The organism is Pseudomonas sp., from assembly GCF_035512415.1.
In the GTDB taxonomy this organism is placed as follows: domain Bacteria; phylum Pseudomonadota; class Gammaproteobacteria; order Pseudomonadales; family Pseudomonadaceae; genus Aquipseudomonas.
In genome coordinates this window covers 509,325-522,772 of the sequence record NZ_DATKDZ010000038.1, presented here as the reverse complement: position 1 = coordinate 522,772, position 13,448 = coordinate 509,325, and the positions used below count along the sequence as shown (strand labels likewise).

General features: G+C 60.0%; 14 protein-coding genes and 1 tRNA gene. 7 read left to right on the top strand and 8 right to left on the bottom strand.

The genetic code is table 11. The annotated features are described in order from the left end of the window. Nucleotides 1-63: 63 nt before the first annotated feature. The 5 genes from VMP31_RS19615 to VMP31_RS19595 all read right to left on the bottom strand — a co-directional run bounded on the left by VMP31_RS19615 (nucleotide 64) and on the right by VMP31_RS19595 (nucleotide 3,750). On the bottom strand, nucleotides 64-507 hold the full coding sequence (locus VMP31_RS19615; RefSeq protein ID WP_325509371.1) for a MerR family transcriptional regulator: 444 nt from the start codon (nucleotides 505-507) through the stop codon (nucleotides 64-66). Between the two features lie 76 nt (nucleotides 508-583). Continuing rightward, a complete protein-coding gene (locus VMP31_RS19610) occupies nucleotides 584-1,324 on the bottom strand; it encodes an MlaA family lipoprotein (protein ID WP_414705479.1) in 741 nt (246 codons plus the stop codon). A 28-nt stretch (nucleotides 1,325-1,352) separates the two neighbouring features. Then, the gene (locus VMP31_RS19605) at nucleotides 1,353-2,651 is read right to left on the bottom strand and encodes a serine/threonine protein kinase (protein WP_325509369.1); all 1,299 of its coding nucleotides are present in this window, start codon (nucleotides 2,649-2,651) and stop codon (nucleotides 1,353-1,355) included. Between the two features lie 165 nt (nucleotides 2,652-2,816). Further along, nucleotides 2,817-3,053, bottom strand: a complete 237-nt coding sequence (locus tag VMP31_RS19600) for a DUF2061 domain-containing protein (protein ID WP_325509368.1) — start codon at nucleotides 3,051-3,053, stop codon at nucleotides 2,817-2,819. 154 nt (nucleotides 3,054-3,207) lie between these two features. Then, nucleotides 3,208-3,750, bottom strand: coding sequence for a hypothetical protein (locus VMP31_RS19595; protein ID WP_325509367.1), 543 nt, complete (start codon nucleotides 3,748-3,750; stop codon nucleotides 3,208-3,210). 260 nt (nucleotides 3,751-4,010) lie between these two features. Here VMP31_RS19595 and VMP31_RS19590 point away from each other — a divergent pair, with 260 nt between their 5' ends. Beyond that, entirely contained in the window at nucleotides 4,011-4,172 is a 162-nt protein-coding gene (locus tag VMP31_RS19590; RefSeq protein WP_325509366.1) for a hypothetical protein, read from the top strand. Nucleotides 4,173-4,211: 39 nt separating this feature from the next. On the opposite strand, the gene VMP31_RS19585 is transcribed toward VMP31_RS19590, so the two are convergent. After that, nucleotides 4,212-4,793 carry an alpha/beta hydrolase gene (locus VMP31_RS19585; protein ID WP_325509365.1) on the bottom strand — a complete coding sequence of 194 codons (582 nt, stop codon included), beginning with the start codon at nucleotides 4,791-4,793 and terminating at the stop codon, nucleotides 4,212-4,214. 260 nt (nucleotides 4,794-5,053) lie between these two features. Here VMP31_RS19585 and oscA point away from each other — a divergent pair, with 260 nt between their 5' ends. From oscA to VMP31_RS19560, 5 genes are all read left to right on the top strand, one after another. Continuing rightward, a complete protein-coding gene (oscA, locus tag VMP31_RS19580; RefSeq protein WP_325509364.1) occupies nucleotides 5,054-5,236 on the top strand; it encodes a sulfur starvation response protein OscA in 183 nt (60 codons plus the stop codon). A 162-nt stretch (nucleotides 5,237-5,398) separates the two neighbouring features. Then, on the top strand, nucleotides 5,399-6,409 hold the full coding sequence (locus VMP31_RS19575; RefSeq protein WP_325509363.1) for a sulfate ABC transporter substrate-binding protein: 1,011 nt from the start codon (nucleotides 5,399-5,401) through the stop codon (nucleotides 6,407-6,409). Nucleotides 6,410-6,579: 170 nt separating this feature from the next. After that, a complete protein-coding gene (gene cysT / locus VMP31_RS19570) occupies nucleotides 6,580-7,398 on the top strand; it encodes a sulfate ABC transporter permease subunit CysT (protein WP_325509362.1) in 819 nt (272 codons plus the stop codon). A gap of 10 nt (nucleotides 7,399-7,408) precedes the next feature. Further along, nucleotides 7,409-8,281, top strand: a complete 873-nt coding sequence (gene cysW / locus VMP31_RS19565; protein ID WP_325509361.1) for a sulfate ABC transporter permease subunit CysW — start codon at nucleotides 7,409-7,411, stop codon at nucleotides 8,279-8,281. A 3-nt stretch (nucleotides 8,282-8,284) separates the two neighbouring features. After that, nucleotides 8,285-9,274, top strand: a complete 990-nt coding sequence (locus VMP31_RS19560) for a sulfate ABC transporter ATP-binding protein (protein WP_325509360.1) — start codon at nucleotides 8,285-8,287, stop codon at nucleotides 9,272-9,274. A gap of 471 nt (nucleotides 9,275-9,745) precedes the next feature. Here the strand turns inward: VMP31_RS19560 and VMP31_RS19555 are convergent. Both VMP31_RS19555 and VMP31_RS19550 read right to left on the bottom strand, forming a co-directional pair. Continuing rightward, a tRNA-Asn gene (locus VMP31_RS19555) sits at nucleotides 9,746-9,821 on the bottom strand. 67 nt (nucleotides 9,822-9,888) lie between these two features. Continuing rightward, entirely contained in the window at nucleotides 9,889-11,085 is a 1,197-nt protein-coding gene (locus VMP31_RS19550) for an amino acid aminotransferase (RefSeq protein WP_325509359.1), read from the bottom strand. A 189-nt stretch (nucleotides 11,086-11,274) separates the two neighbouring features. On the opposite strand from VMP31_RS19550, the gene uvrB reads away from it, so the two are divergent. Continuing rightward, the gene (gene uvrB, locus VMP31_RS19545) at nucleotides 11,275-13,290 is read left to right on the top strand and encodes an excinuclease ABC subunit UvrB (RefSeq protein ID WP_325509358.1); all 2,016 of its coding nucleotides are present in this window, start codon (nucleotides 11,275-11,277) and stop codon (nucleotides 13,288-13,290) included. Nucleotides 13,291-13,448: the final 158 nt, after the last annotated feature.

Here is a 13,448-nt window from a genome sequence, read left to right as displayed (position 1 = left end):
CCAGCCTTGCGCGGATTTGCCAGTAAGCCTGCCGCTTCGCCCTCTACGCCTTCTTTCCGTCGATCAATGCGCCGGGCAGGGGGTGGCCGGGCGGCTTTCCTCAGGCAGTTCGAAGTCTTCGATCAGCCGGCAGATTGCCTGACCATCAGGGGCGCACTCGGGCCGTTCGGCCCAGTCGTCTAGGGCGTTGCGCATAACCAGGGCCAGACGCTGACACTCTTCTATATGGGCCTGCAGGGCCGCCAGGCGGTTGCTCAGCAGGTCGCGTACTTCGCCGCAGGGCGCGCTGCCGCTTTCGGCTCGGGCGAGAATCGCCTGTATATCCTTGAGGCTAAAGCCCAGGCGTCTGGCGCGGGCGATAAAGCGCAGGCGTTGCAGGTCTGCGCTGGAATACTCCTGGTAGCCGTTATCCGAGTTGCGCGCGGGCCTTAGTAGGCCAAGATCGGTGTAGTGACGCACGGTCTCACTGCTGACGCCGGCGGCTTTGGCCAGTTGGGCTACGCGCATAGATAAAGACTCCTGAAAAAACAAAGGCCGCGCCAGGTTAAAACCTGGGGGCGGCCCTTGGGTCAATCTCGCAGGTTTATTCGGCGATCTTCAGCTTGCGCGACTCATGATAGAAGTAGCGGATCTTCTCGTACTCGAAGGGTGAGTTGAGCTGACCATAGCGGAAGTTCACCGTGGAGCGCTGGTCGACTATTTCGAGCAGGGTGATTTCCGGATGGCGCACGCTGGTTTCGGCGACGTTAAGCAGGTTGACCTGGCTGCTGGCCGCGAAATCCGCCACAAGCCCGCCGGTGTCACGCAGGTTGGACGGGCCGAGCAGCGGCAGCATCAGGTAGGGGCCTGCAGGCGTGCCGTAGAAGCCCAGGGTCTGGCCAAAGTCTTCACGCTGCTTGGGCAGGCCCATGCGGGTGGCCGGGTCCCACAGGCCGGCGACCCCAATGGTGGTGTTGAGCAGCAGGCGCGCGGTGGTCTGCATGGTGCGTTTGCCCTTGAGCTGCAGCGCACTGTTGAGCAGGTTAGGCACATCACCCAGGTTGCTGAAGAAGTTGCTTACGCCACTTTGCACCAGGTTGGGGGTGACGTAGCGGTAGCCATCGACGATTGGCAGAAACACCCACTCATCAAAGCGATAGTTGAAGTGATAGACCCGGCGGTTCCAGGACTCCAGCGGATCATAGACCTGCAGCGCGCCGAGGCTCGAGCGTTCGAACTCGCGCTGATCAAGACCTGGGTTGATCTGCAGATGCTGCATCGGCTGTTTGAAGCCGTCGTCATCGACCGCGTGTTGCGCCTGGGCCAGGCTGCTGGCGAGTATCAGGCTTGCGAAAAGCGCGTTATGGAAAGGCTTAGCCACGGAAGAACTCCAGCATGGCGTCGCTGTTGACGCTGTAATTGAGGTTGCCGCAGTGGCCGCCGAGAGGGTAGACGGTCAAGCGATCGCCGAAAGTTTTACGCAGGAAACCGAGGTCGCCCGGGCCGAGAATAACGTCGTCGGCATTGTGCATCACGGCGATCTTGCTGCTGCTTTTCAGGTAGTCGGTCAGGGCATACAGGCTGACCTGGTCGATCAGCTGCGTCAGGCTGCCGCCGTCAGAGCGGGCGCGCCACATGGGGATCAATTGCTCGGTCAGGTAGCAGTCGAAGTTGCATTGCAGGGCGCGCTTGAAGAATGGCGTCAGGCTGGTGCCGTCATCGATCGGGTAGTCGATCGGGGTGATCAGGCCGCGGCGATTGACCAGGTCCGAGGTAAAGGCGATATCCGAGGACGAGAAGCGGAACACCGCGCCGATCAGCATGGCCATCTGCTCGTCCGAGAGCTGCTCGCGCGACTGCTGGAACTCATAGAGCATGGCGTCGTTGATGTCGAGGTAGCCTTTGGCCTGGAAGTAGCGGGTCAGCTTTTCCAGCACCAGTTCATAGAAGGTGGTGCTGCTGTCGATGCCCTCGACCTGGGTCTGCACCAGGCGATCCAGGTTGCTGATCGAGGTGTAGAGGTTGACCGGTGGGTTGAGCAGCAGCACGCGCTTGAAGTTGAAGCTGCGCCGCGTTTCGTCGAGTTCGCTGACGAAGGCAGCCTGCAGGCCGCCCAGGCTGTAACCGGTCAGGTGATATTCGCTGACTTTCAGACGCGGGTGCTGAGCCCTAACCGCCTGCATGGCGCGGTACAGGTCTTCGGCATCTTCGCGGGTGATGCCCGGGGTGGCGAAGCGCGAGGCCGAGGTCATAAAGTCGTAGCTGGTGGGCGAAGACAGCTGCACGACGTGATAGCCAGCGCCATAGAACAGCTTTTTCAGGTATTCCGGCGTGCTGCTGCCGTAATGCGCGCCGGTGCCGGCGATGATAAAGATCAAGGGCGCTTCGCCGCGCTGCTTGGCCAGGCGATAACCCATCTTGGTGACCGGCCAGAAGTTCTTCGGCAGTTCGAACTCGCGTTCGGGGCGCAGCTTGACCCGGTAGTCATCCTGGTCGATATCGGCGTCATCCGGCAGGCTTGGGCGCAATTCGACTGGGGTGGTAGCGAGTGTGGCTTCGAAGGGGTTGCTCAGGGGGTAGCCATAACTGGCTGCATCGATATCGGCTGCCAGGAGCTGGCCAGTAAAGGCCATTCCACTGAGCAAGGCGACCAAGCGGAAGAAGTGCGGCATGACAGGAGTTCTCAATAAGTAGACAAGCTGACGTAAGCTGGCGTCATTCGACCACAGAGTTCGAGCAGAGTGCGTTTTTATTATTAATTGTCATAAACCTTAGCGCTGAACAAGCCAGCTTTCAGCGCTGCAGGGCACACGCGGATAAGCCGGATACCCCGGTTTTCAAGCCTGGTGATGCAGCCAGGCATGCCGAGGAATGGCGGGGGCAGGGGAGGGCGCGCTGCTCTTGCGGGCGGCCATTCTGGCCCACAGTTTCTCGTGGAAGTAGAAACCCACGGAATTGCACAGTGGCTCAATGGCTGCCACCAGGCCGCTGGCCGCGACGCTGCCGGTCAGTGCATAGGTCACCCCGAAGGCGATGCAGAAGTGCATCAGGGTAAAGGTCAGGGTCTTGAGCATGGCGCACCTCGATTAAGAATCGTTCTCTGTTGTTACGCAGCCTAGGCGCTCAGTAACTATTGATAAAGATTCTTGTTTGGATGCGTGCGATAGTTTTTATCGATCGATTTGGCCCTGACCCAATAAGGTGTCAGAGCCAGGGCTGAGGCGATGTTTACTGAGTTGCGGTATTGGTCATATTGATGTCCTTGACCAGGCCTGAAGTGGCGCTGATCACCTCGCGGGCCATGCGGGTTTCCTGCTCGCTATGGGTTTGCGCCACCAGCACCACATCACTGTGGCTAATGGTTTTGCTAACCAGATTGGCAAAGTGCCCGTGATGCTGGCCAGCGGCCGATGACGCGCCGATCACACTGCCCAGAAAACCGCCGATAAACCCGCCCATGCCCATCAGTGCGAAGGGTGCAAGCAGGGGGCTGGCGTAGAACAGGCTGACCTCGCTGACAATCAGCGCCACCGCGACCAAGGCACCGATACCGATACCAATGCCGGTACCAATGGCGATGTCGATCAGCATGTCCTTCAACACCTTGTTGCTTTTGCCCTGTGGTGCAGAGGCGGGCGAGGCATCTGCATTGCCGGTCACTATCTGCAGTTGCTCGTTGTCCATGCCGCGCTGAAGCAACTGGGCCAACGCCTGTTCGGCGGTGCTGCGTTGGGTAAAGAAGCCCGATACGTGGTGACGGTAAAGGTCCATCTTGCTGCTCCTGATCGAGAGCCGTCGTCGACGACCGAAAAGTCAGCTTAGGCAGCGCTGTCAGGGGATGTCTGTGCGCCTGCGTACGCAGGGTTCGGGGCGGTTTAGGCTGATTGTTTCTCTATGTGCGCCAGCGCGCCGACGCGCTGCGGCATAGCTGCAATTGTCCGCCTTGGGAGCTGCAGCCATGGCTAAGAGCAGCGTTTATACAGCGACCTGTTCGGCTCGCTGCTTTTGCACCTATCGCCCGGAGACCCGCGATGAAAATCAATTACCGCCCATTCTTGCTGGGTTTTTCCATTGTCTATGCCGGGCTGGCCGTGGGTAGCCTGCTGATTGCCATAAGCCTGGCGCAGAGCGCCGCGCCCACCTGCGCTACAGGCCAGTGCCCCAGCGACCGGGAATGCTGCCTGTCGCGCTGATAGCGCCTGGTTTGACCGCCCGCTGATTGGCGGTGGCCTTCAGGCGCGGCGGCGGTCTGCTAGTTCGATGCGGCCCTGCAAACGGTAGAGGTAGGCGAAACCCTGCTCCCAGCGCTGATGCCCGGACTTCACATTGATATGCCCGGCACCACTGAGTATCGCGGCATCGCTGCCCCAGTCGCGCGCCAGCTCGATAGCCCGCGCGGCGCTGGCGGCGGAGTCATTGTCCGAGCCGACCAACTGGCTGGGGAAGGGCAGCAGGTGTTGGGGAATCGGCGCAAAGTTCTGTAGCGCTGGCGGGCAGTTGGCCCGCTCCACATCCGCCGGGGCGACCAGCAAGGCGGCGCGCACTCGGCGCAGCAACTCGATCGGGGCCTGGGCTGCCCAATGCGCCACCGTGATGCAGCCCAGGCTATGGGCAATCAGGATAGTCGGGCGCAGATCGCTGTCGATAGTGCGCTGCAATTCTGCAACCCAGCTCGCGCGATCGGGGTTTAGCCAGTCGGTCTGTTCGACCCGGGCGCTGTTCGGCAGGCTGCGCTGCCAGTGGCTTTGCCAGTGCTCATCGGCCGATCCTTGCCAGCCCGGCACTATCAGGTAACGGATAGTTTGGTTGCGCATCGTGCGCCCTCCTGCAGATGTGAATGGCTGCAGTGTAGGGAGAGCTTTCGAATATCAAAAAGAATAAGAGCTTATTTGCTTATGCCTGAAATCGCATTTCCTGCAGTGGATAGCCAAGATTTTGCATATGCGAAAAAAGTATATAAATGTTCTTAAATAATATTTTTAAGAATATTAGAGGCTCTCTACTATCCGCTCCACGTCCACTGACCACGGCCAGTTTCCGCCAGTCACAGGGGGCTATTTCCAGGAGCATTACCATGACCACAAGCCTCCATAACCTTGAAGGCCAGGACGCCGCCAGCATCCTGCGCGAAATTCAGGCTGCGCTGAATGGCCTGAAATTTGGCTCGGTGGAAATCACGGTGCACAACGGCCAGGTGGTGCAGATCGAGCGCAAGGAGAAATTCCGTTTGCAGGCCCAGAGCAACAAAGCCGACTAAAGCCAATTACCTAATAAGCAGCAAGGCCCGACCGGACCACCGGAGGGCGTGCAATGAAAAGAGTCGAGCCCATGCGTACCGCACCGTATAGCCACGGCAGGCCGCGAGAGCATCGACCCATTGAACGCCAACCCCGTATTTGTCCCAGTAGGAGCCCGCACCATGTCCATTCGCCGTTTTGCTTTCGCCGCCCTTGCCAGCGCACTGACTATTGCCGGGGCCGCAGGCCCGGTGGCCGCTGCAGAAACCCTGCTCAACGTGTCCTACGACCCGACGCGTGAGCTGTATGTGGATTTCAATAAGGCCTTTAACAAGCACTGGCAAGCCCAGGGCAATGAGGCTGTGACCATTCAGCAATCCCACGGCGGCTCGGGCAAACAGGCCCGTGCGGTAATCGATGGCCTGCGTGCCGATGTGGTGACCCTGGCCCTGGCTGGTGATATCGACGAGCTGTACAAGCTCGGCAAGCTGATCCCGGAAAACTGGCAAGAGCGTCTGCCTGATGCCAGTACTCCTTACACCTCGACCATCGTGTTCCTGGTGCGCAAGGGCAATCCAGAAGGCATCAAGGACTGGGATGATCTGGTCAAGCCGGGCGTTGAAGTGATCACCCCGAACCCGAAAACCTCTGGCGGCGCACGCTGGAACTTCCTCGCCGCCTGGGCTTACGCCCAGCAGAAGTACGGCAGCGAAGCCAAGGCTCAGGAGTTTGTCGAGAAGCTCTACAAGAACGTGCCGGTACTCGACACCGGTGCCCGTGGTTCGACCATCACCTTCGTCAACAACCAGATCGGCGACGTGCTGCTGGCCTGGGAAAACGAAGCCTTCCTGGCACTGAAAGAAGAGGGCGGCGACAACTTCGAGATCGTCGCGCCGTCGCTGTCGATCCTGGCTGAGCCGCCGGTGGCTGTCGTCGATGAAAACGTCGACAAGAAGGGCACCCGCAAAGTGGCTGAGGCCTACCTCAACTACCTGTACAGCGATGAAGGTCAGCGTCTGGCGGCCAAGCACTTCTACCGTCCGCGTAGCCAGGCCATTGCCGGTGAGTTCGCCAAGCAGTTCCCGGAACTGAAGCTGGTGACCATCGACAAGGACTTTAACGGTTGGAAAACCGCACAGCCGAAGTTCTTCAATGACGGTGGGGTTTTCGATCAGATCTATCAGGCTCAGTAAGCCGTAGTCCGTAGGGTGGATGGCCACCCCGTGGATCACGCTTCATCGATCCACCATCGACTTCCGCGAAGGCGCTGCTGGTGGAAGTGAAAAGCGACTTCCACCCTACAGTCTGACCTTCGCTCGCAACGCGTCATTAGTTCGTCGCATAACAAGCACAAGGCCAAACCATGTCTCGTCATACTTCCCCCGTCATACCCGGCTTCGGGCTGACGCTGGGCTACACCCTGGTGTATCTCAGCCTGTTGGTGCTGATTCCGCTGGGTGCCATGTTTGTTCACGCCGCTCAACTTACCTGGGCTGAGTTCTGGGCGATTATTTCCTCACCGCGAGTACTGGCTGCGCTCAAATTGAGCTTTGCCACTGCCTTCGCGGCCGCCGTAATCAACGGCATTATCGGCACGCTGCTGGCCTGGGCTCTGGTGCGATACAGCTTCCCAGGTCGCAAGATCATCGAGGCGATGATCGATTTGCCCTTTGCCTTGCCCACTGCCGTTGCCGGTATTGCCCTGACCGCCTTGTATGCCCCTAGCGGGCTGGTCGGCCAGTTCGCTACCGACCTGGGCTTCAAGATTGCCTACACGCCCCTCGGTATCACCCTGGCGTTGACCTTTGTCACCCTGCCGTTTGTGGTGCGCACCATTCAGCCGGTGCTGGCTGACATTCCCCGTGAGGTGGAAGAAGCGGCTGCCTGCCTGGGTGCCAAACCGCTGCAGGTGTTTCGCCATGTGCTGCTGCCGGCGTTGCTGCCGGCCTGGCTGACCGGTTTTTCGCTGGCCTTTGCCCGTGGTGTCGGTGAGTACGGTTCGGTGATTTTTATCGCCGGCAACATGCCGATGAAAACCGAGATTCTGCCGCTGCTGATCATGGTCAAACTCGACCAGTACGATTACACCGGTGCCACGGCGATCGGCGTGTTGATGCTGGTGGTCTCCTTTATTCTGCTGCTGCTGATCAACCTGCTGCAGCGCCAGATCGCCAAGTCCTGAGGAGGTCGCCATGTCTTCTATTACCCTAAGCGCATCAGCCTCGGCCAACGCCGCACGTCGCGGCAATGTGCTCGGTCGCCGGCTGTTGATCGTCAGCGCCTGGTTGGTGTTTTTGCTGTTCCTAGTGTTGCCGCTGTTTATCGTGCTGAGCGAAGCGTTAAAGCACGGCTTTGGCACCTTCTTTGGTGCGATCTTCGAATCTGACGCGATCAGTGCGCTGAAGCTGACTCTGCTCGCCGTGGGCATTTCGGTGCCGCTGAACTTGATATTCGGCGTGGCCGCAGCCTGGTGCGTAAGCAAGTACGAGTTTCGCGGCAAGAGCCTGCTGGTCACCCTGATCGATCTGCCATTCTCGGTGTCGCCGGTGATTGCCGGTCTGAACTACGTGCTGCTGTTCGGGGCCCAGGGCTTCTTCGGCCCTTGGCTGCGCGAGCACGATATCCAGATCATCTTCGCCTTGCCGGGCATCGTCCTGGCCACGGTGTTTGTCACCGTGCCCTTTGTTGCCCGCGAGCTGATCCCGCTGATGCAGGAGCAGGGCACTCAGGAAGAGGAGGCCGCGCGCCTGCTAGGCGCCAACGGCTGGCAGATGTTCTGGCACGTGACCCTGCCGAATATCAAATGGGGCCTGATCTACGGCGTGGTGCTCTGCACCGCGCGGGCCATGGGCGAGTTTGGCGCGGTATCGGTGGTGTCCGGGCATATCCGTGGCTATACCAATACGCTGCCGCTGCATGTCGAGATTCTCTACAACGAATACAACCACGTCGCCGCCTTTAGCGTCGCCAGTCTGCTGTTGCTGATGGCGGTGTTTATCCTGCTGCTCAAGCAGTGGAGCGAGTCGCGTATCAACCGCCTGAAAGCTAGTGCTGGCGAGGAATAAGTCATGTCGATTGCAATCTCTAACGTCAGCAAGAATTTCAATGCGTTCAAAGCGCTGAACGACATCAACCTGAATATCCAGAGTGGCGAACTGGTCGCTTTGCTCGGCCCGTCCGGCTGCGGCAAGACCACTTTGCTGCGCATCATCGCCGGCCTGGAAACCCCGGACAGCGGCAGCATCGAGTTCCACGGCGAAGATGTGTCCAACCACGATGTGCGCGACCGTAACGTCGGCTTCGTGTTTCAGCACTATGCGTTGTTCCGTCATATGACGGTGTTCGACAACGTCGCCTTCGGCCTGCGCATGAAGCCAAAAGGCGAGCGGCCGAACGAGAATGTGATCAAGAAGAAGGTCCACGAGTTGCTCGATCTGGTGCAGCTCGACTGGCTGGCGGATCGTTACCCGGAGCAGCTTTCCGGCGGTCAACGTCAGCGTATCGCCCTGGCCCGCGCCCTAGCGGTAGAGCCGAAAGTACTGCTGCTCGACGAACCCTTCGGTGCCCTGGATGCCAAGGTGCGCAAGGAGCTACGCCGCTGGCTGGCGCGTTTGCATGAAGAAGTGCACCTGACCTCGGTGTTTGTGACCCACGACCAGGAAGAAGCCATGGAAGTGGCCGATCGTATCGTGGTGATGAATAAGGGCGTGGTCGAGCAGATCGGCTCGCCAGGTGAGGTATACGAGAAGCCGGCAAGCGATTTCGTCTATCACTTCCTCGGTGATGCCAACCGCCTGTATGTCGGCAACGACACCCACGTGCTGTTCCGTCCGCACGAGATTCATCTCTCGCGCCAGGCCGAAGCAGGCCACCAGGCCGGCGAAGTACGCGACATCCGCCCGCTCGGTGCAATCACCCGCGTGACCCTCAAGGTCACCGGGCAGAGCGAGCCGATCGAAGCCGAAGTGGCCAAGGATCACCTTAGCTTGGCCAACCTCACCCGCGGTGAAACCCTGTATTTCAAACCCAAGGCAGGGCAGCCGCAGCTTAACGCCTAGGCCTAATCAGGCGTTTTCGGGGTGGTAGGAGATGCGACTCCGCGGCGAATGCTCCCCTCTCCCTAACCCTCTCCCCGGAGGGGCGAGGGGACTAATAGGTGTAAGCCGGACAACCGAGTAGCAGTTAGCGGGTACATAGCCAATAAAAAACCAGCCGGATGGCTGGGTTTTTATGTTTGGCTCCGCGACCAGGACTCGACAGCGAAGCTGAACGCGCTTTAGCGCGGCCCCGAAGGGGTGAGCGCAGCGAATAACCTGGGGCGTAGTCCCGGTAAGAGTCCGGCGGATACAAAAAAGCCCCGGTATAAACCGAGGCTTTGAATTTGGCTCCGCGACCAGGATTCGACAGCGAAGCTGAACGCGCTTTAGCGCGGCCCCGAAGGGGTGAGCGAAGCGAATAACCTGGGACGTAGTCCAGGTGAGAGTCCGCAGGCACAAAAAAGCCCCGGGAGTAACCGAGGCTTTCAAATTTGGCTCCGCGACCAGGACTCGAACCTGGGACCCAATGATTAACAGTCATTTGCTCTACCGACTGAGCTATCGCGGAATGACGGCGCGTATCCTACTGATTAAGAAAGGGAAGTCAAGTTTGCATGACTTCCCTTGGCGACGGCTTAGAGCACCTGGGCGATGGCCTGAGTAACAGCCGGCAGATTGCGCTGGTTCAGCGCAGCGACGCAGATGCGCCCGGTGCCGACAGCGTAGATGCCGAATTCGTTTTTCAGGCGCTCGACCTGTTCGGCGGTCAGGCCCGAGTAGGAGAACATGCCGCGCTGCTGGGCGACGAAGCTGAAATCGCGCTTGGCACCGAGTTTTGCAAGCTGTTCGACCATGCTCAGGCGCATACCGCGAATGCGTTCGCGCATACCGGCCAGCTCGTCTTCCCACAGGGCGCGCAGTTCTGGGCTGTTAAGCACAGTGGCGACCACGGTGGCACCGTGGGTCGGTGGGTTGGAGTAGTTGGTGCGGATTACGCGCTTGACCTGCGAGAGCACGCGGCCAGCTTCTTCCTTGCTGCCGGTGACGATGGACAGGGCACCGACGCGTTCGCCGTACAGCGAGAAGGACTTGGAGAAGGAGCTGGAAACGAAGAACTGCAGGCCCGACTCGGCAAACAGGCGTACGGCAAAGGCGTCCTGCTCGATGCCGTCACCGAAGCCCTGGTAGGCGATGTCGAGGAAGGGCACGTGTTCGCGTTCGCGCAGCACTTCCAACACGGCTTTCCAGTCGTCCAGCGACAGGTCGACGCCGGTCGGGTTGTGGCAGCAGGCGTGCAGCACCACAACCGAGCGGGCCGGCAGGTTTCTCAGGTCTTCGAGCATCCCGGCACGGTTTACCCCGTGGCTGGCTGCGTCATAGTAGCGGTAGTACTGCACCGGGAAACCGGCAGACTCGAACAGTGCGCGGTGGTTTTCCCAGCTCGGGTCGCTGATGGCCACTACAGTGTTCGGCAGCAGGCGCTTGAGAAAGTCGGCACCGGTTTTCAGTGCGCCGGTTCCGCCCACGGCCTGGGTGGTAATTACCCGACCAGCGGCAATCAGTTCGGAGTCGGCACCCAGCAACAGTGTCTGCACGGCGCTGTCATAGGCTGCAATGCCTTCGATCGGCAGATAGCCACGCGGCGCATGGGCTTCAATGCGGGCTTTTTCGGCTTCGGCGACGGCGCGCAACAGCGGAATTCGGCCTTCCTCGTTGTAGTAAACGCCCACGCCCAGATTGACCTTGGTCGCACGGGTATCGGCGTTGAATGCTTCATTGAGGCCCAGGATGGGGTCGCGCGGTGCCATTTCGACGGCAGAGAACAGGCTCATGGAGGCGGCAGCTCTTGAAGAGGAGAGATGAGTGTCAGGCAACACCCTGCTACGACTGAGGCTAGGGGTTGCGTAAGTGGGCCGGTAGTATACCGAGCCATAACCTGTGCCGCGACAGCAGGCACACGCTTTTCACCGGTTTTGACGTACGCTTTCAGATCGCGTCACAGCCGCTTGTCGAGGTCCTTCATGTCCGAGTTCCAACTGGTCACCCGTTTTCAGCCCGCTGGCGATCAGCCGGAGGCAATCCGGCAGATGGTCGAGGGGCTTGAGGCGGGTTTATCGCACCAGACCTTGCTCGGCGTAACCGGCTCCGGCAAGACCTTTTCCATCGCCAATGTGATCGCGCAGATCCAGCGTCCGACCCTGGTGTTGGCACCGAACAAGACCCTGGCCGCGCAGCTCTACGGCGAGTTCAAGAGCTTCTTCCCGAACAATGCGGTGGAGTATTTCGTTTCCTACTACGACTACTACCAGCCGGAAGCCTATGTGCCGTCCTCGGATACCTTTATCGAGAAGGACGCCTCGATCAACGACCATATCGAGCAGATGCGCCTCTCGGCGACCAAGGCGCTGCTGGAACGGCCGGATGCGATCATCGTCACCACGGTGTCGTGCATCTACGGCCTGGGCAGCCCCGAGTCGTATCTGAAGATGGTGCTGCACGTCGATCGCGGCGACAAAATGGACCAGCGCGCCCTGCTGCGCCGCCTGGCCGATCTGCAATACACCCGCAACGATATGGATTTCGCTCGCGCCACCTTCCGTGTGCGCGGCGATGTGATCGATATCTTCCCGGCGGAATCGGATCTGGAAGCCATTCGCATCGAGCTGTTCGATGATGAGGTGGAAAGCATCTCGGCCTTTGATCCGCTCACCGGCGAGGTGATCCGCAAGCTGCCGCGCTTCACCTTCTACCCCAAGAGCCACTACGTCACCCCGCGCGAGGTGCTGCTGGAGGCGGTGGAGAAGATCAAGGTCGAGTTGGTCGAGCGTCTGGAATACCTGCGTAGCAATAACAAACTGGTGGAAGCTCAGCGCCTGGAGCAACGCACCCGCTTTGATCTGGAGATGATCATCGAGCTGGGTTATTGCAACGGTATCGAAAACTACTCGCGCTACCTCTCGGGTCGCGACTCTGGCCAGCCGCCACCGACCTTGTACGACTACCTGCCGGACCAGGCCCTGCTGGTGATCGATGAATCCCACGTTTCGGTGCCGCAGGTGGGCGCGATGTACAAGGGCGACCGCTCGCGCAAGGAAACCCTGGTGGAATATGGCTTCCGCCTGCCTTCGGCGCTGGATAACCGGCCGATGCGTTTCGAGGAATGGGAGGCGGCCAGCCCGCAAACCATCTTCGTCTCCGCCACGCCGGGCAACTACGAAGCCGAGCATGCCGGGCGGGTGATCGAGCAACTGGTGCGGCCCACCGGCCTGGTCGACCCGCAGATCGAGGTGCGTCCGGCGCGGACCCAGGTCGATGACCTGCTGTCGGAAATCCACAAGCGCGTGGCTATCGAGGAGCGCGTGCTGGTCACCACCCTGACCAAGCGCATGGCCGAGGATCTGACCGATTACCTGGCCGACCACGGCGTCAAGGTGCGCTACCTGCACTCGGACATCGACACGGTGGAGCGGGTTGAGATTATCCGCGACCTGCGTATCGGTGCGTTTGATGTGCTAGTGGGGATCAACCTGCTGCGCGAAGGCCTGGATATGCCGGAAGTGTCGCTGGTGGCGATTCTCGATGCCGACAAGGAGGGTTTCCTACGCTCCGAGCGTTCGCTGATCCAGACCATCGGCCGCGCCGCGCGTAACCTCAATGGTCGGGCGATTCTCTATGCCGATCGCATGACCGGCTCGATGGAGCGCGCCATCGGCGAAACCGAGCGCCGCCGTAACAAGCAGATCGCCTTTAACGAAGCCAACGGCATTATCCCCAAAGGCGTATTCAAGGACGTTCAGGACATTCTCGAAGGGGCGACCGTGCCGGGCTCGCGCAGCAAGAAGCGCAAGGGCATGGCCCAGGCGGCCGAAGAAAGCGCGCGCTACGAGAACGAACTGCGCTCGCCGAGCGAGATCACTAAACGCATCCGCCAGTTGGAAGAGAAGATGTACCAGCTGGCCCGCGACCTGGAGTTCGAGGCGGCGGCGCAGCTGCGCGATGAAATCCACAAGCTGCGCGAGCGGCTGTTGCAGGTCTGATTGGCTAAATGTGGGCCGGGCTTGGTGTGGGAGGGGCTTTAGCCGCGAACAGCAGTGATCCTGTCGCGGCTAAAGCCCCTCCCACAAAGGTATGCCGCGCTTGCTGGAGCCGGCGGCGGCCAGCCTGTTAATATCGCCGCCTCGATTTAATCCGCTTT